This window comes from Psychromicrobium xiongbiense, assembly GCF_030271165.1.
Taxonomy (GTDB): Bacteria; Actinomycetota; Actinomycetes; order Actinomycetales; family Micrococcaceae; genus Renibacterium; species Renibacterium xiongbiense.
Genome location: NZ_JASSZH010000014.1, coordinates 158,434 through 179,920, shown reverse-complemented (window position 1 = coordinate 179,920; position 21,487 = coordinate 158,434). Strand labels below are relative to the sequence as shown.

Below are 21,487 nucleotides of genomic sequence, written 5' to 3'. Positions count from 1 at the left end.
GGGTGGTCCATGGACCAGAGTGTGTGGCGACGTTTGCGCGGTCGGAGCGACCGCCGGAACCCGACTGGAGGTTCTGCGTCAGACGGTTCCGCCTCTGGTGATTCTGCGTCCAGGAGTGGTGAACACGCTGCTCATGGGGAACACGCTGCCAGTAAGCCGCCGCAGAACGCGGCGTGGCGCTGGGCCAAGGAGATCGTCATCGTCGTGGTGATCGCCCTGGCGCTCTCTCTGGTGGTCAAAACGTTCTTCTTCCGGGCCTTCTTCATTCCCTCTTCCTCGATGGAGAACACGCTACTGATCAATGACCGGGTTTTCGTCAACCTGATTGGGCCGAGCTTCACGGGGTACCAGCGCGGCGACATCGTGGTCTTCAAGGACACTCAGGGCTGGCTCCCGGCGGAGCAGCAACATGCCTCGAACCCCGCGGAGAATGTCCTGGTGTTCCTGGGGCTCGCTCCGGATCCTTCTCAGGAGTATCTGGTCAAGCGGGTGATCGGCCTGCCGGGGGATCATGTGCAGTGCTGTGACCCGCAGGGTCGGGTGATCATCAATGGGCAGCCGGTGGATGAGCCGTACGCTTTGCCCGGCGGAGCGCTGCCCTTTGATGTGGTGGTCCCGGCCGATGAATTCTGGGTTATGGGGGACAACCGGCCGAACTCGGCGGATTCGCGACTGCACCCGAATGCCCCCTTGAAGGGCTTCATTGCCCGCAAGGATGTGGTGGGTGTGGCCTCGGTGATCGCCTGGCCGCTCGATCGGATTCGTGGGCTCAATAACGGCGTCCTGTCTCAGGTTCCCGGCCCCAAGCCCTGATTTTCCTCTCCTGCAGGCTCTGACCGGGCTGAGTCACGCATACTGTCGGGGATATATGTTCTAGTGGTCATACTCACCAGTTGACTTAATAGAACATATATTCGAGTATGGATCCATGGGCCGCATAGCACATGGAATCGAAGACATCGGCGCGACACGCCGTGATTCCAGTCGCTCCCTGAGGTCTTCTCTCAAGCATTCTCTGCAGTCGCCCCCTCAGTCTCTGAAGGAGGCTGCAGCAGACAGTTCGGCGCGAGGGAACGCTCAGGAACGACGGGCTGAGGTCCACCGGTTACGCAGCAGGATTCTCCTGGCGCAGGATGCCTCCCTGGGCTCCCGGGTTCTGGAGACCTTTCCTGGTCTGGGCAGACTGCTCCCGGGCGGTGGGGTCCAGCACGGTGGAAGCTATGCCGCGCTGAACTCCACTGCACTGGCCATGGCGTTAGCGGCAGGCCCATCAGCGGCGGGGCTCTGGTGCGCGGTGATCGGCGTTCCCGGCTTTGGCGTGGAAGCCGCTGCTCAGCGGGGCATCTCGCTGGACCGCCTGGTTCTGGTGCCCTCGCCGGGCGATCAGTGGCTGAGCGTCACCGCCGCATTGGTTGACGTGATGGGACTGGTGTTGGTGCATGCTCCGGAACGGGCCACCGAACAGCAGACCTCCCGTCTGATGGCCAGACTCCGGCAGCGCCATACCGTGCTGGTTTCCCTGGGTGCCTGGCCCGCTGTTGATGCGACGCTTCGTGTGACGGAAAACCGTTGGGAGGGGCTGGGTGCCGGGTACGGCCAGCTGAGCGGGCGCAGCATCCAGGTGGAGTCCCGATGGCGTAACGGCAGAAGTCTGCGCGGACAGCTCCGGCTGGACGGTTCACCCTCCCCGGGACGGACAACCCACATCCGCTCGGTGCCGGAGCTTTCAGCGCAGGATCTGCCAGCCCGGGATCTTTTTGACCAGAGCCCGATGGCCCAGGACCTGATGGAGCAGCAGGCGGTGGGCAGCTGATGACGACCGAGCGAGTCATGGTGTTGTGGTGTCCGGACTGGCCCATCGTTGCCGCTCAGACGGAGTATGACGTCCCCTCGGATCTTCCGGTGGCGCTGATCCACCGGGGGATGGTGTTCGCCTGTTCCGGCAAAGCCCGGGAGCACGGTGTCCGGCGGGGCCTGCGGCAGCGGGAGGCGCAGTCTCGCTGCCCCAGCCTGCAGATCTTTCCCTACGACCCAGCGGTGGACGAGCGGGGGTTTGAACCCGTGATCGCTGCGGTGGAGCAGGTCATCCCCGGAGTCCAGACGATTCGGCCCGGCACGTGTGTGGTGCGGGCGCAGGGGCCCGCAAGGTACTTTGGCGGCGAACGGGAAGCCGCCCATATGCTCCTGCACAGTGCCGAAGAGCTCAGCGGCTCCATCGCCCGAGTGGGGGTGGCCGACGGGATTTTTGCCGCAGAACAGGCTGCCCGGCTGGCCCAGGATATCCGGATCATCGCACCGGAGGCCTCGCCGGCGTTCCTGGCCAGTCTGAGGCTGGATGTTCTCCAGCAGCCCGAACTGACGCTGGTCCTGGAGCAATTGGGATTGAGAACTCTCGGAGATTTTGCCGCACTGGAGCAGATCAGTGTGCGGGAGCGGTTCGGGGCCGATGGCGCGCAGGCGCATCTGCTGGCTCGTGGACTGGACAGGCGCCCCGTGCTGCCGCGAGCCCCCGTCACACCTTTCGATGTGACGGTCGACTTCGAACCGTCAGTGGAGCGCGTGGATCAGCTGGCCTTTGCCGTCAAAACCTCTGCCGAGCGATTCATCGACCAGCTCTCCCGTGAAGGAAAAGTCTGCACAGCGCTACGGGTTCACCTGGCAGACGACTCGTATCAACACCAGGAAAAGGTGTGGAAGCATCCTCGCTTCTTCGATGCCGAGGATGTGCTTGATCGGATTCGCTGGCAGATCCAGGGGGCGGGAATATCGGAAGGTGAGGTGGAAGGAAGTCAGCAGCTGTGCGCCGGCATCGTACGGGTGCGGATCATCCCGGAAACGGTCGATGACGTAGCGCACCATGCCCGTGGGCTCTGGGGCAACGGGCCCCGGGAACATATCCACCATGGACTGGCCCGGGTGCAGAGCATGCTGGGCCATACAGCGGTGCTCACCGCGGCCCTGACCGGAGGGCGTCTGCTGGCTCGCCGCCGGGCGCTGATTCCCTGGGGCGACTCCGGCCCGGCCTCGGAGAGCGAGATGAAGAGGCTGCATGAGCGCCCCTGGCCAGGAGCGCTCAGCGGCCCCGCACCGGCGACCGTCTTCGCCGAGCCGGTGCCGGTCCAGCTCCTGGATCAGCACCGGCGTTCGGTGGAGGTCGATGACCGGATGGAACTCTCCGGGGTGCCGCAGATCTTCAACCCGGATTCCACGCCGGGAGGGCAGCGAACAGTGGAAAAGTGGGCTGGTCCCTGGCCAGTAGAGGAGCGCTGGTGGGAAAAGGGCAGCGGCCGGGTGCATCGCTTCCAGATTGTCGATGGATCCGGCGAAGCCTGGGTCCTGATGACCCGCAATGGCGCCTGGTACGCCGAGGCACACGATGACTAGGCCTCTCATGATGGCTGGATCCCACGAGCCACGATTCGAGGAATCCGGCCGAGCGACCGAGCATCTGGGAGGACACTAATGGGCTGGTACAACCCGCAGATGCCTTGGGGAGAGCTGGAACGCACGCTCTCCGGCAGGCCACCGCACAGGCCCAGCGTGGAGGCCTCAGAATCGCCGCGCAGCCGGAAACGACCCCGCAGCGAGCCCAAGCCGATCAGGCCTCCCGAGGGGCCTGTGGTGCCCTATGCGGAATTGCATGTGCATTCTCATTTCAGCTTCCTGGACGGGGCTTCTTCACCGGCTGAGCTGGTGGAGGAAGCCGTCACCCTGGGGCTGACCGGACTGGCACTCAGCGACCACGACGGGCTGTACGGGGCCGCCCAGTTTGCCGAGGTGGCAGAGAACTATCAGGACCATCTGCTGACCATCTATGGTGCGGAGCTGTCCCTGGGGCTGAGTAAACCCCAGGGGGGTGAAGCAGACCCGGAGGGAGATCATCTGCTCCTGTTGGCCCGGGGCGTCGAGGGGTACCACCGGCTCTCTGCTGCGATCACCGCGGGGCAGCTGGCGAAGGGCGCCGAGAAGGGGCGCCCGGTCTATGCGGTGGAGGACCTCGCGCAGCGCGCGGACGGCCATTGGGTGGTGTTGACCGGTTGCCGGAAGGGCCTGGTCCGCCGTGCGCTCGCAGAAGGCCTGGCAGCGGGCGATGCCGGTCGGGCGGCCCGGGTGCAGCTGTTCCGGCTGGTGGAGCTTTTTGGCGAGGGGAATGTCGTCGTGGAACTTTACGATCACGGCAATCCCCAGGACAGCACACATAATGACCACCTGGCCGCTGCGGCTGCGGAGCTGGGACTGCCGGTCATCGCGAGTAATAACGTTCACTACGCCTCACCGTCGAAGCACCGGCTGGCCGCCGCGATGGCCGCAGTCCGGGCGCGCCGCTCGGTGGCCGAGCTGGACGGTTGGCTGCCTGCAGGTCCCGGGGCTTTCCTGCGCAGTGGTGCGGAAATGGCCCGGCGCTTTGCCCGGTTCCCCGGTGCCGTCGAACGCACCGTGGAGCTGGCCCGGGAGCTGGCCTTCCCTCTGACCCGGGCTAAACCCCGGCTGCCCGTGCTGGAGTTGCCTGAAGGGCATACCCAGATGAGTCATCTCCGGGAGATGGTCTGGGCGGGAGCGGCAACGCGGTACCCGGACCTGCCGCAAGGGCATCGCGAGCGCCTTGAGGAGGAACTAGCAGTGATTGAGCAGAAGGACTTCCCGGGGTATTTCCTGATCGTTGAGCGGATTGTCGCCTTCGCCAAAGAGAACGGCATTCTGTGCCAGGGGCGGGGATCTGCGGCCGCCTCAGCGGTCTGTTATTGCCTGGGCATCACGGCAATCGACCCGATCTTCTACCAATTGCCCTTTGAGCGCTTCCTCAACACCACCCGGAACGAGGAGCCGGATATTGACATCGATTTCGATGCGCGGCGCCGTGAGGAGGTGATCCAGCATGTCTATGACACGTACGGCAGACTCAACGCCGCCCAGGTGTGCAATGTGATCAGCTACCGGCCCAAAGCCGCCATCCGGGACATGGCGAAGGCCCTGGGCTATTCACCAGGTCAGCAGGATGCCTGGTCTCAACAGCTGGAAAATCCCTACGGAAATGAGGAGACCCCGGAAAATGACATTCCGCAGGAGGTGTGGGCGCTGGCAGATCAGGTGCGCTCCTTCCCGCGGCACCTGGGTATCCATTCCGGAGGCATGGTGCTGACTGATCGGCCGGTCAGCGAGATCTGCCCCATCGAGAACGCGCGCCGGGAAAAACGCACCGTTCTGCAATGGGACAAGGACGACTGCGCGTATATGGGTCTGGTGAAGTTCGATCTGCTGGGCCTGGGCATGCTCTCTGCCCTGCAGCACTGCTTTGATCTGGTGGCGGAACACTGCGGTGAACGCTGGACTCTGGAGGGCATTCCCAAGGAAGAGAAAGCCGTGTATGACCAGCTGTGCCTTGCCGATACCATCGGGGTTTTCCAGGTGGAAAGCCGGGCCCAGATCAGTATGCTGCCACGACTGAAGCCCCGCGAGTTCTACGATCTGGTGATCGAGGTCGCCCTGGTTCGCCCCGGGCCGATCCAGGGTGGTGCAGTGCATCCCTATATGCGGAACCGGACCAATCCAGAGGACATCCGTTATCAGCATGAATTACTGCGACCGGTGCTGGAGAAGACCTGTGGAGTGCCGATCTTTCAGGAACAGCTGATGCAGATGGCTACGGCCGTGGGTGACTGTGGCCCGGAGGAAGCCGATCAGTTACGCCGGTCCATGGGGTCCAAGCGTGGTGTGGAGCGGATCGGGAAGATCAAGGACAAACTCTTTGCCGGCATGCGCAGAAACGGCCTGTCTGAGGAGGACATGGCAGTGATTTATGGGCAGATTGAGGCCTTCGCCAACTTTGGTTTTGCCGAAAGCCACGCCCTGAGTTTCGCCTTACTGGTCTACAAGAGTTCCTGGTTACGACTGCACTACCCGGGAGCCTTCCTGGCCTCGCTGCTGCGTGCGCAGCCGATGGGTTTCTACGCCCCGCGCACCCTGGTGGAGGATGCGCGGCGACACGGGGTGGTGGTCCGTGGCCCGGACCTGCACCGATCCGGTGTGCAGGCAGGGCTTGAACCTGTGGCGGAAGGGAACCCCTCCGTGGACGCACGAGTTCCCCGTGACGCACGAGTCCCCCAGGGCCGTCCGGAATGCCTGGACGCGGATCAGCCGGCGACGCAGGGGCCGGTGGGTCTGTTCGATCCGGCCGAGGACTTCGACCTTGCCGCGCATCGCCGGGATGGTGATTTCGCGGTACGCCTGGGCCTGGACAGTATCAAGTCCCTGGGTGATGCCCTGGCTCAGCGGATTGTCGAAGAGCGGGAACACGGTGGCCCGTTCCGCTCGATGGCGGACCTGGCCCGGCGGGTCGAGCCCAGCAGTGCTCAGCTGGAGGCGCTCGCCACCTCCGGAGCGCTGGATTCGCTCACCCCGGATCGCCGTGCCGCACTGTGGGAGGCAGCTCCCGCCGCGCAGATGAGGGCCAGCCAGCTGCCCGGCCTGGAGCTGACGATGGAGGCCCCGCAATTGCCGATCTTCACGGAGCTTGATCAGTTGCGGGCAGATTTGGAGTCGACCGGGATCTCCCCGGAGGACCACCCGCTGAAACATGTCAGGGCGGAGCTGCAGGAGCGAGGGGTGCTGACCGCCATCGAGCTGCGCAGCGCTGAGCCGGATCGACGGGTAACGGTGGCAGGCGTGGTGACTCATCGGCAGCGTCCACAAACCTCCAACAGCATCACCTTCCTGAATCTGGAGGACGAGACGGGGCTAGTGAACGTGGTGTGTACGCAGGGAGCGTGGGCGCGGTATCGGCGCATTGTGCGTGGAGCCGAAGGGCTACTGGTGCGCGGCATTCTGGAACGGTCCCCGGAGGGGGTGATAGCGCTCCTCGCGGATGGGTTTGAGGCTCTTCCGCTGCCGGTTTCGGTGAAGTCGAGGGACTTCCGCTAGTGGGACTGAATTCAGATCCCGGGGTGAAGTTGAGCCTGACCGGGGTGGCGGAGTTGGTAGATCAGCTGGGTGTAGCCGTCCTGCTCGGCAGGAATGGGCATAAAACTTACCGAGGAAGCCCCAGGAGTACCGGGGGAGAGGAGGTTGATCCGATCCAGGCAGCGCAGGATGGCGGCGGAATTGCGGTCAGAGCGGCGAAGTAGAACGTGGACATTCCCGCGATGAAACGCGGCACAGGCTTGTTCCGGAAGCTGTGTCTGGCAGATCTGGCCGATCCTGGCCAGCAAAGACCAGTCCAGCACCGCGCCTTGTGATAGCACCCCGCTATGCGCCAGATCCAGCCCGTGCGCCAGATCCAGACTCTGCGCCAGCCCTGCATCCCCGATCGACCCGCACGTTCTGACCAGCCAGGAAAAAGACATGGTGGCCAGAACGTATTCACTGCGCTCTGATTCGGTGGCCCGGGACATGTCGTAGATCAGTCGCTCCAGATGCGCCAGGGTTGCCAGGCCACTCTGTGGATCCGTGCAGGAGGAGGGCACGCCCTGCTCGTTCTCCTGTACCCAGCCAGTGACAAGTTCCATGGTGGCTTCATGGTCCGGGGCGATCTCTGCGGCAGAGAAGAAGGTGTTGAGGTCGGTCATCGTCTCCCGGATGCCCACCCCGTGGTAAGCGCGTGCAATGCCAAGGGACCGGGCTGCGGTATTCAGGGAATCGCCCGTGCAATGCGCGGTGACCAACTGCTCCGTCTCCGGAACCGGCCAGTCTCCGGGGAAGCGCCATCCAGTCTGCTGACTCTGTTCCTGCCAGCGAGCCAGAAGCAGCAGCGACTGCTGCAGTTCCGGCTCGGGGTGGGCAGAAATGGTCTTCATATCTACTCAGTGTGAGTTTTCACAGAATCGTGCCGCGGTTGGATCAAAAAGTTTGAGTGAAGTACCTGACAGACGTACCTAACACCTGCCAGCACAGGAGGCGTGTAACGAAACGCGGTTAATTTTATTTACCATAGATGGGTGGACCACAACGAAAACGCTGCGGGGGGCAGCGATCAGGCGGTCGGGAACCTGCCCCTAGAGCCAGACAGCGATGCATTTCTGATCCAGCAGGTGCGCGACGGTGTAGCCGGGGCCTTTGATGTCCTCTATACCCGTCACAGTGCAGCTGCGATGTATGCTGCCCGGCGCCATGTCGACAATGTCAGTGATGCAGATGACGTGGTCGCAGATGCTTTCGCCTCGATCTACCACACGCTTCAGTCCGGCAAGGGGCCGGATTCCTTTTTCCGTGCCTACCTGTTGACGATCGTCCGCCGCACCGCCTTCGAACGGAACCGGAAATCGTCAGCGCTGTTGCTGACCGGTGATGATGAGAACCTCGACTCGGCCAGGGCAGACGATGACGTCGTGCTCCAGGAGTTCGAATCCACCGCCGTGGCCCAGGCTTACCGTTCGCTGCCCGAACGCTGGCAGGCCGTGCTCTGGCATGTCGATATCGAAGGTCTCAAACCCGCCGCCGCAGCGCCTTTTGTCGGGCTGAGCCCGAACGGCGTTTCCTCCCTGCTGATCCGGGCCCGGGAAGGCCTCCGTCGCGCTTATCTGCAGAACCATCTCAGCACCACTGCGGTGGGCGAGACCTGCGCCGAGTATGCCGAGCAGCTGGGCACCTTTGCCCGTGGCGGGTTGAAGCAGAGCGTGCGGGAGAAGATCCAGGAACATCTGGACGGCTGCCTGCGGTGTACGGCGATGCTCGCGGATCTCAATGACGTTCAGGCGTCGATGCGTGCAGGCGTGTTCCCACTGATCGCCGGGATCGCCTTCACCCCCGCCATTCCGGCCATCTTTGCCGGGACCGCGACGGGTGCTGCAACTTCTGGCGCGATCATCGGCACGGTGGCAGGAAAAACCGTGGGGCTCGGTGCGTTGAAGGTGGCAGTGGCCGGTGTAGCCAAGGCGGCAGTGGCTTCGCCAGCGAGGATCACTGGCCTGGCAGCAACCGGAGCCGTGGCTGCAGCCGCCGTGGTGGGTCTGGCGATCTGGGTGGCCCAGGCACAGCCCGCCCCACCGATGGCGGCCGCAGGCCAGTCGCAGCAGGCGCCAGCGCCGAGCCAACCAGTCCAAAGCCAACCGGCGCAGAGCTCTGCCTCCACCGCGAGCCCGACAGCGCCGCCGTCGAGCGAATCTGCACCGACACCCAGCGCTCCAGCCCCCAGCAGTCCCGCAGCCAGTGTCCCGGCACCGAAGGCCCTCGCGCCGTCGGGCGTCACGGTGAGCGGATCCGGCACCGTGAACTCCGCGACGTCCCCCGCTCAGGCTCCTGCTGCACCGGCCCCTACTCAGACGGTCAGCGCCAGCTTTCAACGGGTGGCCAGCGCACAACCCACCAGTCTCACGCTGAACGTGACCTTTGCGCTGCAGGGGCCGGGGACGCCATCGGACGCTCAGGCTGTTTTCACCGTCCCCAGCAACACCCTGATTGATCCTGCCTCGCTGGGTACCCCCGCCAACTGGACCTGCACCGTGAGCCCGGACCAGCATCAGGCTCAGTGTGCCACGCCCCAGCTTGACCCTTCTGCGCTGGGCTTCGCCTTGCACGTGACCGTGGTGGATCCTGCTCAGGTGCACCAGCTCAGCTATTCCTTTGCCGGCACCGGCGTGACCAGAGCGGCGTTCGCCAATGCGTTCTGATCCTCTCCATACCGGGTCCGTGAAGAACGGACCAAAACGCCCCCACGCAGTGTGGTCCTTGCTGTTCACGCTGCTCGCTCTGCTCACCATCAGCACCGTGCTGAGTGCTCCGGCCGCGCAGGCAACCCCGGGAACTCCGGGTATTCCCCAGCCGCCAGTGGCGATCTATACCGAGGACTTTCAGCAGGGCTCCGGGATTACCCCGCTGACGGCCTACACGCCCAGCTCAGGGACGGGGTACACAGCGGATTCCTACTGGCTGAACCAGTACCGCTGCAATGGTTTTGTGGCGAGTTACCAGGATGCGTTCGTGCCCATGACCTCCTACTGCAATGGTTTCGCCACGACTATCGACAATATCCGGGCGGAGGCGGAGGCCCTGGGGATTCTGGCGGGGAAGGTCACTCCGCAGGCCAATCGGGTGGTCGCTGGCGGCACCGCCGGTGCCCTGGACGTCCCGCTGCCCTACGCTCCGGACGGCCCTGTGGCTCTGAACTCGCAGCAGTTTGCCACGCAGAGCCAACTGACGCTGCCCGCGGCGCACCGTTTCCTCACGCTCTCGGTGGATGCCGCAGCGACGGCCTGCAATCTGCCGGTGGCTGCACCCCTGCTCCGCCCCTACCTGAAAACCAGCAGCGGGGCGGAACTGCCCGTCTCAGCTGCCGCTATCAACCCGTGCACCGACCCCGCCAGCCAGAGCCTGACCGTGAACGATCCGAGCCTGAGCGTCAACGGCGCATTGGTGCGGTACGGTCGCTTCGTCGGCAGCGCATCCCAGCTCATGCCGGACAATTCGGTGGGTCTGGTGATCCGCAATGAGGGCCTGACCTCGGTGGGTAACGACGGCGCCTTCGGCAATCTCCGGGTGCTCGATGTGACGCCGCAACTGGACCTCGCGTTGAGCCCGGGTGTCGTCCCCGCCGGGGCAACGTCCACCCTGACGTTCACTGTCACCAACACCTCGGAACTCTCGCAGAAGGCGGGCTGGTCCTTCACCAACGTGCTGCCAGCCGGGCTGGTCGTGGCGAACTCGCCGACCGTCGGCGGGACGTGCCCGGCCACCGTCAACGCGACCGCAGGCAGCTCCACTGTGAGCGTCACCGGTGGAACGCTCGGCAGCGGCGTGGCCTCCTGCACGCTCACGGTGAAGGTGCGCTCCAACGTTTCCGCAGGTCTCGCTGCCAGCACACAGAACTACCAGAACTGCCCCGCCAATCTGACTCAGGCCGATGGCGTCAACCCGCCAGCCTGTGCGAGCGTCACCTTCGCGCCCACGGTCTCCGGGCTGGCGTTTTCGCAGTCGGTGGACACCACCGCGCTGACCACTCCGGCGCAGCCCGGTGAGACGCTGACCTATCAGCTGACGGCATCGAACACCGGCAACGTTCCGTTGTCCGGCGTGACCATGACGGACACACTCGGTGACCTGTCGACCACCCTGACGTATACTTGGCCGGGTGCTTCCGGGGTGTTGTTGCCCGGGCAGAGCGTGACGGCTTCGGGCCGCTACTCGCTGACCCAGGCGGACCTCGATGCCGGTCAGGTGGTCAACCCGGCGTCGGCCAGTGGCACTCTGCCGGGTGGCTCCGGTCTGCAGTCCGCGCAGGTGCAGCTGTCCACACCGCTGCCCGGCACTGCAGCGCTGTCGTTTTCACAATCGGTGGATGTCTCCACTCTGGGCTCTCCGGTGCAACCGGGCCGGGTCATGACCTATCGATTGACCGCAAAGAACACCGGCAATGTCTCGCTGTCCGGCGTGGCCTTCAAGGATGCCCTCAGCGGTCTGTCGCCGCTGACGTATTCCTGGCCGGGTGCGGCCGGGGTGTTGTTGCCGGGGCAGAGCGTGACGGCTTCGGGCCGGTATGCGCTGACTCAGACGGATCTCGATGCCGGTCAGGTGGTCAACCCTGCGACGGTGAGCGGCACGACTCCTGCCGGTGGCACACTCAGCCCGGCGCAGAGTAGCGTCGTGGTCGGTTTCTCCGCGGGTTCTTCGGGTAGTTCTTCGAGCGGCGGTCGGGGTCCAGGCCTCAGTTCAGGTAGCTGGTTTGGTGCAGACGGGACGCTCGGTGGCCTGGGTGGCGGAACAGGATCTGCCGCGGGTGGGCTGGGTTCCGGAGCGGCCAACGGACAAGGCGCCGGATCTGCGCTCGCAGCCACGGGTGTCGCCAGCCCGCAGTGGGCAACGATGGGCCTGCTGGTTCTGCTGCTTGGAGCTGCGCTGGTGAGCGCCGCCAGAACGGCGCGCTGGAAAGGTTTCCGATAGAGGGTAGTGAATGGGGCCAGTCGTTTACCGCCGACCGGCCCCACCCACACCTTGACAACCTGATACTCAGGCCTGCATTCCTTCCACGGTGTCACCCGCGGAGCCCGGAACGCCACAACTCACCTGCAAGGTGGAATACGCCTTGCAGAGTGCCCCCAACTTCTGCTGTAGCCATCGGACATTTGTTAAGTGGTCATGTCGGGAGAATCGTGTTGCGGATGATCAGAAATTTTTTTGGGCGCAGTGACAGGCTCTGAAATCCGCGCAACGGTGCGAGACTGAGCCCATGAATATCACAGCGTGGTGGCCCCGTCTCAGGCCGGAATCCCGGGAATGGCTGGTGGCCCACAACGGTGAAGCTCTGGACCCGGCGGTCGCGGCGGACCTTCTGGACATCACCGAAGGAACCACCGATCCATCCTGGTGGGCGGGGGAATCGACGGGGGACGTGTACCTCACGGATGAAGCCACGGACTGGATTGAGGCAGCCGCCAATGGCGAAAATGACGAAGGAGATCGCTCATGACCGCCTCATCTGACCACGAAGCAGCAGCTGCCCGGCGGATGGCCCGGCGAGTGGCGGATCTTACTCTTGAAGAGAAGGCCTCTCTGACCAGCGGCGCCGATTTCTGGACCACCACAGCTGTTGATCGCGTAGGCATTCCCTCCGTGATGATGACTGACGGCCCGCACGGATTGCGCAAGCAGGCGGGGGCAAGTGATCATGTCGGTCTGGCGCAGAGCGTGCCGGCCACCTGCTTCCCGCCCGCGGTCGGGCTCGGATCAGCGTTCGATGCCGGGCTGGCTGAGCGAGTGGGGGAGGCGCTGGGGGTGGAATCGGCCATTGAAGAGGTGGCGGTGATCCTGGGCCCGGGCATCAACATCAAGCGTTCGCCCCTGTGTGGCCGCAATTTCGAATACCTGTCCGAGGATCCGGTGGTCTCCGGCATTGTGGGTGCGGGTCTGGTCCGCGGCATCCAGTCTCAGGGCGTGGGGGCCTCGCTGAAGCACTTTGCGGCGAATAATCAGGAGACCGATCGGCTGCGGGTCTCCAGTGACGTGGACCCGCGCCCGCTCCGGGAGATCTATCTGCGCGGATTCCAACGGGTGGTGGAGGAGGCACAGCCGTGGACGGTGATGTGCTCCTACAACCGGATCAATGGCGTTTACGCCTCGGAAGACCCCTGGCTGTTGACGCAGGTGCTGCGCGAGGAGTGGGGTTTCGACGGGCTGGTCGTCTCCGACTGGGGTGCGGTCAGCGATCGGGTGAAGGCGCTGCAGGCAGGGTTGGACCTGGAGATGCCCTCCAGTGGTGGCCGCACCGACGCGGAGCTGGTCGCTGCGGTGCAGGACGGCGCTCTGGAGGAGGAAGTGCTGGACGTCGCGGCAGGGCGCATGGTGGATCTGGTGCGCAAGGCACAGGCCCGTCCCGCCGTGCCCGGGCCGCTGGATGTCGAGGCGCATCACGCACTGGCGCGGGAAGTCGCCGCTCGGTCCATCGTCCTGCTCAAAAACGACGGTCCGATTCTGCCGCTGGCCCGGGAGGCTGCGGTGGCCGTCATCGGCGTCTTCGCGGAGAAGCCCCGCTATCAGGGGGCTGGCTCCTCACAGATCAACCCGACCCGCCTGGACACTGCGCTCGAGGGGATTCGCGCGCTGTCCACGGGCGGCGTGCGGTACGCTCCGGGTTTCATGCTCGACGGATCGGGCGATGCCGCCGCGCTGCTCGCCGAGGCCGTGCAGGTTGCGGCGGGTGCGGAGCGGGTGGTGCTTTTCCTGGGCGTCCCGGCGCAGGAGGAATCCGAGGGCTTCGACCGCGAGCACATCGATCTTCCCCCTGCTCAGCTGGATCTGCTCGATGCTGTTCTCGCGGCGAACCCGAACACGATCGTCATGCTCTCCAACGGTGGCGTGGTGGCACTGCCCTTCGCCGACCGGGTGCCGGCGATCCTCGAATGCTGGTTGCTCGGGCAGGCCGGTGGCAGTGCGAGCGCTGAGGTGCTCTTCGGGCTGGTCAATCCCTCGGGGAAGCTGACCGAGACCATCCCGCTGCGGCTGGAGGACACCCCGGCCTTCGGGAATTTCCCCGGCGAGAACGGGCATGTCCGCTATGGCGAGGGTCTGCTGGTCGGCTACCGCTCCTACGATGCGCGCGGGCTGGAGGTGCGCTATCCCTTCGGCCACGGGCTCTCCTACACCAGCTTTGAGATCACGGATGCGCTCGCTTCGGTCCGCGATGGCGGAGATGTCGCCGTGACGGTGTCGCTGAGCAATACCGGGGCGATCGTCGGGCGCGAGGTCGTCCAGGTCTACACCTCACTTCCGGACTCGACGGTGCAGCGTCCGCCACGGGAACTGAAAGCCTTCCAGAGCGTCGAGCTGAAGCCCGGCGAGACGAAGCAGGTCGCGCTCACCCTGCGTCGCAGCGACCTTGCCTACTGGGACGTGCGCGTTGATCGCTGGATCGTCGAAGGCGGCAGGTACACCATCGACGTCGGCGCCTCCAGCCGCGACCTGCGGACCTCGACGACCGTGGAGATCGCTGGTGACGACATCGGGCTTCCGATCTCGCTGGCGTCCACTTTCGACGAGGTTCTGGCGCACCCGGTGGCCGGGCCGGCCTTGCGGGCGGCGCTGGAATCGGGCGCTGGTGGTCGGGACGAGGATCTGCTGAAGATGCTGGGGAACTTCCCGGTGGGACGGATGGACGGGTTCCCGTTGCCCCGGGCCGAGATGGTGGCGATCATCGAGGGTGCTCAGGAGGGCTGAGCCGGAGGATCTCATCGACAACGACCGTGATCGGCGCGGTGGCATCAATCCTCACCGCCTTGCGTGGCTGCTCGTCCCCAGTTCGATGCGTGCGCAGGATCAGCTCGCGTTCCGCCTGCCTGCCCTGCCCGCCCCATTCGTCCTCCGGCCGCTGGTCAAGCCGCCTGGTCAGGGTGGCGGCATCGATCTCCAGGACAAAGACCCCGTCGAACAGATCGATGAACTGTGCGACGTTCCGTGAGCCTCCGCAGAAAAACGTCACCGCCTCAGCCTGGTCGGCAACCAGGGCCTTCACCCTGTCCACCCTCCAGAGGTGGTGGTCATGCACGGCAAGACCGGTGATGCCCTCCACGGGTTCAGCGGTTGTCGGGTCGCCCTGATAGGCCAGTTCCCGGTCGCCGTGGATGGCATGGTAGCCGCGCCGTTGCAATTCCGCGCAGACCGAGGTCTTGCCGGTGCCGGAAATGCCTTCAATGAGGTAGTTGCTCCTGCCCATGCGCCAGACGGTAGCAGGGTGGTGGCCGGTTCGTCAGGCGAGGGCGGCCGGGCCGCCTTGTTGAGCGGCGATCTGCCCAGCCTCGATCTCCGCTCGCTCGCGGTTGCTGAGTATTTGGTCCCAGCGGACCTCCAGACGCGAAGGGTCACCACGATGAAAGGCAACCGGGAGCAAATGGCCCCGGGTGGGCCATTTCTCCAGAGGGGTGGAGGACTCCTTCACGGTCATGGGGTAGGGCAATCCGCCCGAGAGGAAGGCGACACCGACGATGACGCAGGGCGCGTAGATGCCCGATGGCGTCGGGACTGAGGCCCAGAGGGCGTCCTCCGCGGGGCCAACTCCGAAACGGGCGGTGAACTCGGTCCTGTTTTCTCCGGGGTAGTTCGTCAGAAATACGACGATGGCGCCACTGATGTCGGGTGGCTCATGAAACTTCCCTTGGTTCCTCGGCCGCCGCGGCATAGAACTGTGACCGCTTCACGCCGTGCTGAAGAACTGTCACGGAACGTCGCGAGGCTGTGTCCTGAGACGAAAGATACCGACACGTCTGCTTCTACTTCTACGAGAACGTCGATGAGGTTGATGAACCTCTGGTGCGCCTGCGCGTCTGCGGAATCAAACGTTGGAACCTCGGTGACCATCCAGCGGGGGTATATCCGAGACCATTGCAGGTATTCGATGGTCGATGTCGGTGATTCGCACAGCTGAGCAAAGGTGGCCCAAAGCTCTTCGGGTCGTGGGAGGGGAGCGGGAGGCCTCGTCGACCAGATGGCTGAGACTGCCCTGCGCCACGTTCTCAGCTACCCGGCGGACTGATTAAGGGCGTCGGAAGCGGACGATGCCGATGACGGTCGCCGCCGTTGCCAGCGCGAGAATCGCGAGGAAGAGCACCAGAAGAAGCGGTTCATGCACTGCGAGGGTTGGAATGCGCCGGGTCGGCACTGCCACGACGCCGATCAAGGCGCCGAGCAAACCGAAGTAGGAGCCGATCATGAACGCGCGATGTGAGGGGATTTTGGCGCGCCGGGCCTGAATGACTCCGATCGTGATGGTGCAGGCAGTGAACACGGAGAGGCCGTGCAGGATGCCGAATCCGCCGGTAATCGTCAGAATCCCGAACGATGTCAGGAGGGCGATTGCCATGAAGATCACCCAGATGCGTCCGAGGGTTCGGTGCGGGCGATCACCCTTGCGCCGGAAGAGCTGGACGGCGCCGATCATGAGCGCAACTGTCGCTGCAACCGCGTGGAGAATGATCAGCGGTGTCCACAGAGGCATCAGGCATCCATTCGTCATCGAGACTCGGGCAACCAGATTCTCCCACGCGACGCAACGGGGATGGTAGTTCAGGATCCCGCAGACACTGCAGGGAGAAGGGTGCACACCCACCCGAAAACCAAAAAGTCTCGGGACACAGTGGGAACTATGTCCCGAGACAACACCTGGCGGTGACGGTGGTGTCTGGTGTCAGGACATCGTTTCTCTATGATTCATACGGAACCGTGCGATCGTGGATCTGGATCTGGATCTACAGCGGTCGACAGCGGGTTCGCCGAGGGTCTGGCAGCCACTGACTCTGTGGGGATCTAGAAAACCGGAAGTATCTTGCCGATTTCTCACAGGGAGTGGCACATGGCCCGGCAAAGTCGTAATTCGGAAATATGTTGCCTATCTTGCGTATATCGGGCAGGATGGGAGTTGCAGGATGCCAAATCAGCAACATATTTCAGAAATGGCCTATTTATGGATGACGTCAAGGCTATCGGTGTGAGCATCAGGCGCGCCCGGATGGCTGCCGGTATCACCCAGAGCACTCTGGCCGATCTGATCGGCACATCCGCACGCACCGTCCACGCCATCGAGACTGGAAAAGGGAACCCGTCGCTCCTGACGGTGGTCGCGGCTGCCAATGCTGTTGGCCTGCGCCTGGGGACGATTGATGGCTGAGGATCTGGCGCAGCTGAAGTTCGTCCGGAGCGCGGATGTCTACAAGTCGGGGGTGCTGGCCGGCCGGCTGGAACGCACAGAGCGCGGCAACGTGGTCTTCAGCTATGCCCCGGACTACGCAGCCTCCGGCTCCAGTCCTGTTGCGAGTTCCCTGCCTTTCACGCAGGATCCGGTTGAATCCCCGAACGGCGGACTGCCAGCCTTTTTCGCGGGCCTCCTGCCGGAAGGCCACCGCCTGACCGTGCTCAAGGACGCCGTCAAGACGAGCCTGGCGGATGAGCTCAGCCTGCTGCTGGCCGTCGGTGCCGACGTCCCGGGCGATGTCCAGATCGTCCCCGCGGGGGAGCTGCCGTTTGAACCTGAGTCTCTTGCCGACATTTCCAGGCCCGAAGACCTCGACTTTGCTGCCCTGACCGGCGCCGTGGACCTGCACGGACTGCCGGGGGTCCAGAACAAGGCCAGCGCATCAATGCTGACCACCCCGCTCGCGCTGGCAGGCCGCCGGTACCTGCTCAAGCTGGACTCGCCCCTCCACCGGCATCTGGTGGTCAACGAGGCGGCACACCTGACAGGGGCAAGGGCCCTGAAGATCCCCGTCGCGGCCCACAGCGTGGTCCGGGACCGGCAGGGTCTGCCCGGACTGCTCGTGGAGCGGTTCGACCGCATCCAGGACGGCGGCGACGTCGTCCGCCGTGTGCCGCTGGAGGACGCCGCCCAGGTGATGAACCTCCCGCCGGCGTCCAAGTACGCGGTCAGCTCCGAGGACGTCGTTCTCGCTCTGGCCGAGTTGTGCAAGGCCAGGCCGGTGGCCGTGCGGAACCTCTACCTGCAGTTCGTGTTCGCCTGGCTTACCGGCAATGGCGACCTGCACGCCAAGAATGTCTCGGTTGCGACCGGCCGGCACGGAGGTTGGGTGGTGGCACCGATGTATGACATCCCGTGCACGTTGCTCTACGGCGATGACACCATGGCGCTCACTGTCGACGGAAAGGTCAAGGCGCTGAAGGCGAGACACTGGCAGGAGTTCGCCGCCGCCATCGGGCTGCCCCAGCGGGCGGCGACTGCCGCCAATCACGTCGCCCTTGCTGCAGCATCAGCCATCGATCTGGAGGAGCTGCCGTTCGCCGGCTCGCCGCTGAACGGGGCGCTGCGCGAGCTGCGGTTCCGTCGCGCCGAGCTCACGGCCTGACCCTGGTCGCCTGGCCTACTGTGCGCAAATGGACACTCGATGATGCCTCCGCACACGCGGTGACGGTGGGATTTGAAACCTTTTCAGCCCCAATATGGGCATGAAAAACCCCTAGAATTCAAGGATTTTGGTTACCTCAAATCACCCGCTTTTACATCGGATGTGCCCAAAATGTGCCCAGGGACGAGGGCTTTGATGGAGGCCCCAGCGGCGCTGAATCGCCCCGCTTCCAAACCGACGGATCACGTTCGAACGGGAAGGGCTTCGCCAATAGCTGCCGTTGCCGGGGAGCGCGGCCCGATAACTCGTGCGTGCCGTCCACGTGGGCTTTTGTAAGAGGCATCAAATGGGATGCGACCGATGGGCTCCAAAGCATCGACTCTGAGGACGGTCACTTCCGCTGACGTGAGATTCCTTCGCTTTCTCGTTGTCGAAAGCCTCAGGCATGGATCTCTATCTCGTCGGGGACAGGTACCTGCGATTCGACTTCGGCGCTGCGGCGAGTGCCGCTGTCGCCATCGTGCTGCCCGGCATCGACGTGCGAAGCTCAACGGAACGAACGAACACCGCCGCGCGGACGCAGCGTCTTGCGGACACCTACCGTCGCACATAGTGCGCATTGCGCCCCGTTGCGTCACCACGCGTCAGAAGATCGCCTACGAGCCGGTCCAGAGCGCCTCGCGCACCCTGAACTGTCATTCCCGACAGTACTGCGAAATCTCCCGACGTTATCCGGTCATGCGCATCGAACCAATCCAGCACGATGGCGCGCACTTGTTCGCTGTTAGGAGCGACGTACCAGAGAACTCCGCGCCGCTTCAGCCCGGCAGCCTCGACGCCCCCGCCGAGCACGGCATTGCGCGACGTCGCTGAAAGTACCCAGACATCCTTGTGAGCTTCGATGACTGCTCGGGCATCGAGCACACACTTCGCGGCAATCTCGAGGGCTTCGGCAGCGTCCTGAGGGGAACGCTGGAGCAGTTTCGCCGTCTCCGCAGCCGTGGTGAACGGACGATGGAGCAATGAATGGATGATGAGCGCGACCTGGACATCGCGCTGACGCGCGGTCGGTTGGAGCCGCATCGTCAAGCGCATGATCGGCACCACCGGTGCGCCCCCGACCAGCCTCGCGCGCACGCGGGGACCTGGCTCCTCAATGATCCGCGGAGGCTGGTGACCGAGCGTCACCATCTCGCGATACATCCGATCTACTCCGATCCCCTGCTTGTCCACGAGCCCCAGGGCAAGTGCTGCATCGGCCAGCGCCGGCGACCTGCTGAATCTCTGCGTGAGTAGATTGTCCGCGGTGACGCCACCGACGAACCCGCCCGGGGACACCACAGTGAGCGAGCAGTCCTCTTCCACCCAGGTGACACTCGTCGGTGCGTGCTGATTCCAGTCGCGGTGGACCATCCCGTTGAGAATCGCCTCTCGCGCCGCACGTGTCGGAATCAGTCTGACGACACGCTCCGCGAAGTCGCCGGCGATCGTGACTCGATCGTTCGCTGCATCCATGAGGGATTCGACTCGAACGATCTGTTCAAGCAAGCTGAGGCCTCGATACCTCTCCTCTCGAGCCAGAACATCTCCGCCTTCCACGTCGAGCCGCGTCCAGCTGAGCCACGGTCGGGCCGCCGCGCAGAACAGCAGCGCCCCGACCTCGGTTAGGCGCCCATCGATGCCGAGAAGCCCGAGTTGTCGGAGCAGATCTTCAGCGGGCGCGTCGGCGATGTCCATCGTGCCGGCATCCCGCAGGTCGCGTCGCCTGAGGTACTCCCGCGCTACCGCAATTGCGCCGGGCGTGACATCCTCTAGGTTCATCGAACTCGGTCGAGACATCGGGTCCCATCCGGCGCGCCCCTGCCGGTGCAGCCACCACTGCCCACGATCGATGGGCACCGAAGCAGCGCCTACCCGCCAGCGAATACGGTCGCTCGTGTCCTCGACCGGTTCTCGCGACTCGGGTACGAAGATCACGAGTAGCCGGATGCCCGCCTCGATCCGCTCGACGACGTCGGGAGCGAGATCGATCCGGCGATATATCTGATGCCGCAGCCACTCCAGGTCAAGTTCCGTGCCCAGCAGATCGCCGGTCTTGTCCTCGATCCCCACGATCAATGCGCCGCCGCCAGGAGTATTGGCCATGGCTGCGACTTCGTCGGCGAGTTGATCGGCCGCCTTGGTGTTCTCGCGGTTCCCGGGCAACAGTCTTCCGCCGGTGCCGCGTCTGCCCGCTTCCTCCTTGACGTCGACGCGTTGACGCTCTGCGTCATCGGGCAGCACCCCGCATCGAATACGCTCGAGGCACTCGTCGACCGCTGCTTCAGCACGCGCACGATCCGCAATCAGTTCCGTGCCCGGCTGAAAGGGAACAGGCTCGCTCGACTTCATCATGTCTTTCAGTTTAGGTACCTCGCTAAACAGAAAGCGTGAAGCTTTCGGGGCGCGCCACTTTCCGTTACCCCTCACTGCTGTGCGAACCGTAGCGAACACCTCTGCCGTCGTCGCTGCGGCGCCGCGGACACTCCATCCATTCGTGGGTGCGCGCTGGGGCCGTTTGTGTCTCTTCGCGTCCGTCCGCTAGGTCGCGGGTCTCGTGGAGACCTGGAAGCGTCACGGGATCCCGAAGTGGCCATTCTGGCGGCGGAACTACGCTGGTCAGGTAGCCAAAGCGCGCCTCGATGCTCTTTCAGACGGTCACAACGAGATGATGATGAGATGACGAAGAGTCCGCAGACGATTGAGGTGGCCAGGAATGGCACCGTGCATAGGGCCTCCGTGGCATGGCGATATGAGCGGGGTGGGTGGGCGGTGCGGATCGACTCCGGTGTGTTTGACCCGGTCGAGGCTCGTGCGGACGACGCGTTCGAGGCGCTTTGCGTCGTCCGAGACCTACTCGAACCCGAAGGGTGGCGGATCGGCGTCGCGGGTGCGCAGGCGGATGTCTGGCCGAGCGGCATGTCGCGGGATCAGGGCGGAGGTCTGGTCGCCTATCGAATGACCGAGAATGGCGTGGCGGGAGTCGCGGACACCTTCGAGGCCGTCGATCCTGCGACCGTGGTCACGCTGACCGAGCAGCGCGCTGAGATCGGACGGCTCATCGGCGAGGTTTCCTGACGAGGTGCTCGTAGGGCATGGATCTCTATCTCGTCGGGGACAGGTACCTGCGATTCGACGTCGGCGCTGCGGCGAGTGCCGCTGTCGCCATCGTGCTGCCC

General features: G+C 64.4%; 18 protein-coding genes. 12 read left to right on the top strand and 6 right to left on the bottom strand.

What is annotated here, in order from left to right; all coding sequences use genetic code 11:
* Positions 1-9: 9 nt before the first annotated feature.
* From lepB to QQM37_RS06185, 4 genes are all read left to right on the top strand, one after another.
* Entirely contained in the window at positions 10-813 is an 804-nt protein-coding gene (gene lepB, locus QQM37_RS06200) for a signal peptidase I (RefSeq protein WP_285725715.1), read from the top strand.
* A 115-nt stretch (positions 814-928) separates the two neighbouring features.
* Positions 929-1,813, top strand: coding sequence for a hypothetical protein (locus QQM37_RS06195; RefSeq protein ID WP_285725714.1), 885 nt, complete (start codon positions 929-931; stop codon positions 1,811-1,813).
* Positions 1,813-3,384 (top strand): DNA polymerase Y family protein, encoded by a 1,572-nt coding sequence (locus tag QQM37_RS06190; RefSeq protein ID WP_285725713.1) that lies wholly within the window; start codon positions 1,813-1,815, stop codon positions 3,382-3,384. The genes QQM37_RS06195 and QQM37_RS06190 overlap by 1 nt, the downstream gene beginning before the upstream one ends.
* Positions 3,385-3,462: 78 nt before the next feature.
* Positions 3,463-6,918 (top strand): error-prone DNA polymerase, encoded by a 3,456-nt coding sequence (locus tag QQM37_RS06185; RefSeq protein ID WP_285725712.1) that lies wholly within the window; start codon positions 3,463-3,465, stop codon positions 6,916-6,918.
* Between the two features lie 11 nt (positions 6,919-6,929).
* Here the strand turns inward: QQM37_RS06185 and QQM37_RS06180 are convergent, their stop codons facing one another.
* The gene (locus QQM37_RS06180) at positions 6,930-7,790 is read right to left on the bottom strand and encodes a hypothetical protein (protein ID WP_285725711.1); all 861 of its coding nucleotides are present in this window, start codon (positions 7,788-7,790) and stop codon (positions 6,930-6,932) included.
* 141 nt (positions 7,791-7,931) lie between these two features.
* Here QQM37_RS06180 and QQM37_RS06175 point away from each other — a divergent pair, with 141 nt between their 5' ends.
* The 4 genes from QQM37_RS06175 (at position 7,932) to QQM37_RS06160 (ending at position 14,637) form a co-directional block, all read left to right on the top strand.
* Positions 7,932-9,602: a sigma-70 family RNA polymerase sigma factor gene (locus QQM37_RS06175; RefSeq protein ID WP_285725710.1), complete on the top strand. Its 1,671-nt coding sequence runs from the start codon at positions 7,932-7,934 to the stop codon at positions 9,600-9,602.
* Complete coding sequence (locus QQM37_RS06170) at positions 9,592-11,868, top strand: DUF7507 domain-containing protein (RefSeq protein WP_285725708.1); 2,277 nt, start codon at positions 9,592-9,594, stop codon at positions 11,866-11,868. The genes QQM37_RS06175 and QQM37_RS06170 overlap by 11 nt, the downstream gene beginning before the upstream one ends.
* Positions 11,869-12,154: 286 nt before the next feature.
* A complete protein-coding gene (locus QQM37_RS06165; protein ID WP_285725707.1) occupies positions 12,155-12,394 on the top strand; it encodes a hypothetical protein in 240 nt (79 codons plus the stop codon).
* Positions 12,391-14,637 carry a glycoside hydrolase family 3 C-terminal domain-containing protein gene (locus tag QQM37_RS06160; RefSeq protein ID WP_285725706.1) on the top strand — a complete coding sequence of 749 codons (2,247 nt, stop codon included), beginning with the start codon at positions 12,391-12,393 and terminating at the stop codon, positions 14,635-14,637. Before QQM37_RS06165 ends, QQM37_RS06160 begins: the two co-directional genes overlap by 4 nt.
* Here the strand turns inward: QQM37_RS06160 and QQM37_RS06155 are convergent.
* From QQM37_RS06155 to QQM37_RS06145, 4 genes are read right to left on the bottom strand one after another with little or no spacing between them, the layout of a single operon-like run.
* Positions 14,612-15,133, bottom strand: a complete 522-nt coding sequence (locus QQM37_RS06155) for an AAA family ATPase (RefSeq protein ID WP_285725705.1) — start codon at positions 15,131-15,133, stop codon at positions 14,612-14,614. The two genes, QQM37_RS06160 and QQM37_RS06155, sit on opposite strands and share 26 nt — an antisense overlap.
* Before the next feature lie 33 nt (positions 15,134-15,166).
* Positions 15,167-15,595, bottom strand: a complete 429-nt coding sequence (locus tag QQM37_RS06150; protein WP_285725704.1) for a hypothetical protein — start codon at positions 15,593-15,595, stop codon at positions 15,167-15,169.
* A complete protein-coding gene (gene zapE, locus QQM37_RS14505) occupies positions 15,520-15,903 on the bottom strand; it encodes an AFG1/ZapE family ATPase (RefSeq protein WP_420030128.1) in 384 nt (127 codons plus the stop codon). Before zapE ends, QQM37_RS06150 begins: the two co-directional genes overlap by 76 nt.
* A 46-nt stretch (positions 15,904-15,949) precedes the next feature.
* The gene (locus tag QQM37_RS06145; protein WP_285725703.1) at positions 15,950-16,411 is read right to left on the bottom strand and encodes a DUF2306 domain-containing protein; all 462 of its coding nucleotides are present in this window, start codon (positions 16,409-16,411) and stop codon (positions 15,950-15,952) included.
* Between the two features lie 489 nt (positions 16,412-16,900).
* Here QQM37_RS06145 and QQM37_RS06140 point away from each other — a divergent pair, with 489 nt between their 5' ends.
* The 3 genes from QQM37_RS06140 to QQM37_RS06130 all read left to right on the top strand — a co-directional run bounded on the left by QQM37_RS06140 (position 16,901) and on the right by QQM37_RS06130 (position 18,882).
* Positions 16,901-17,080, top strand: a complete 180-nt coding sequence (locus QQM37_RS06140; protein WP_420030125.1) for a helix-turn-helix transcriptional regulator — start codon at positions 16,901-16,903, stop codon at positions 17,078-17,080.
* The gene (locus QQM37_RS06135; RefSeq protein WP_285725701.1) at positions 17,073-18,269 is read left to right on the top strand and encodes a type II toxin-antitoxin system HipA family toxin; all 1,197 of its coding nucleotides are present in this window, start codon (positions 17,073-17,075) and stop codon (positions 18,267-18,269) included. Before QQM37_RS06140 ends, QQM37_RS06135 begins: the two co-directional genes overlap by 8 nt.
* A 445-nt stretch (positions 18,270-18,714) precedes the next feature.
* Positions 18,715-18,882, top strand: coding sequence for a hypothetical protein (locus QQM37_RS06130; protein WP_285725699.1), 168 nt, complete (start codon positions 18,715-18,717; stop codon positions 18,880-18,882).
* On the opposite strand, the gene QQM37_RS06125 is transcribed toward QQM37_RS06130, so the two are convergent.
* Positions 18,867-20,663 carry a DUF5635 domain-containing protein gene (locus QQM37_RS06125; protein WP_285725698.1) on the bottom strand — a complete coding sequence of 599 codons (1,797 nt, stop codon included), beginning with the start codon at positions 20,661-20,663 and terminating at the stop codon, positions 18,867-18,869. The genes QQM37_RS06130 and QQM37_RS06125 overlap by 16 nt on opposite strands.
* 324 nt (positions 20,664-20,987) lie before the next feature.
* Between QQM37_RS06125 and QQM37_RS06120 the strand changes: the two genes are divergently transcribed.
* The gene (locus QQM37_RS06120) at positions 20,988-21,386 is read left to right on the top strand and encodes a hypothetical protein (RefSeq protein WP_285725697.1); all 399 of its coding nucleotides are present in this window, start codon (positions 20,988-20,990) and stop codon (positions 21,384-21,386) included.
* Positions 21,387-21,487 lie beyond the last annotated feature (101 nt).

Bases quoted from the DNA above. Each gene is read 5' to 3' on its own strand.
- lepB (WP_285725715.1), top strand. From the start codon at position 10: ATGGACCAGAGTGTGTGGCGACGTTTGCGCGGTCGGAGCGACCGCCGG.
- QQM37_RS06195 (WP_285725714.1), top strand. From the start codon at position 929: ATGGGCCGCATAGCACATGGAATCGAAGACATCGGCGCGACACGCCGT.
- QQM37_RS06190 (WP_285725713.1), top strand. From the start codon at position 1,813: ATGACGACCGAGCGAGTCATGGTGTTGTGGTGTCCGGACTGGCCCATC.
- QQM37_RS06185 (WP_285725712.1), top strand. From the start codon at position 3,463: ATGGGCTGGTACAACCCGCAGATGCCTTGGGGAGAGCTGGAACGCACG.
- QQM37_RS06180 (WP_285725711.1), bottom strand. From the start codon at position 7,790: ATGAAGACCATTTCTGCCCACCCCGAGCCGGAACTGCAGCAGTCGCTG.
- QQM37_RS06170 (WP_285725708.1), top strand. From the start codon at position 9,592: ATGCGTTCTGATCCTCTCCATACCGGGTCCGTGAAGAACGGACCAAAA.
- QQM37_RS06165 (WP_285725707.1), top strand. From the start codon at position 12,155: ATGAATATCACAGCGTGGTGGCCCCGTCTCAGGCCGGAATCCCGGGAA.
- QQM37_RS06160 (WP_285725706.1), top strand. From the start codon at position 12,391: ATGACCGCCTCATCTGACCACGAAGCAGCAGCTGCCCGGCGGATGGCC.
- QQM37_RS06155 (WP_285725705.1), bottom strand. From the start codon at position 15,133: ATGGGCAGGAGCAACTACCTCATTGAAGGCATTTCCGGCACCGGCAAG.
- QQM37_RS06150 (WP_285725704.1), bottom strand. From the start codon at position 15,595: ATGCCGCGGCGGCCGAGGAACCAAGGGAAGTTTCATGAGCCACCCGAC.
- QQM37_RS06145 (WP_285725703.1), bottom strand. From the start codon at position 16,411: ATGCCTCTGTGGACACCGCTGATCATTCTCCACGCGGTTGCAGCGACA.
- QQM37_RS06135 (WP_285725701.1), top strand. From the start codon at position 17,073: ATGGCTGAGGATCTGGCGCAGCTGAAGTTCGTCCGGAGCGCGGATGTC.
- QQM37_RS06130 (WP_285725699.1), top strand. From the start codon at position 18,715: ATGGATCTCTATCTCGTCGGGGACAGGTACCTGCGATTCGACTTCGGC.
- QQM37_RS06125 (WP_285725698.1), bottom strand. From the start codon at position 20,663: ATGATGAAGTCGAGCGAGCCTGTTCCCTTTCAGCCGGGCACGGAACTG.
- QQM37_RS06120 (WP_285725697.1), top strand. From the start codon at position 20,988: ATGACGAAGAGTCCGCAGACGATTGAGGTGGCCAGGAATGGCACCGTG.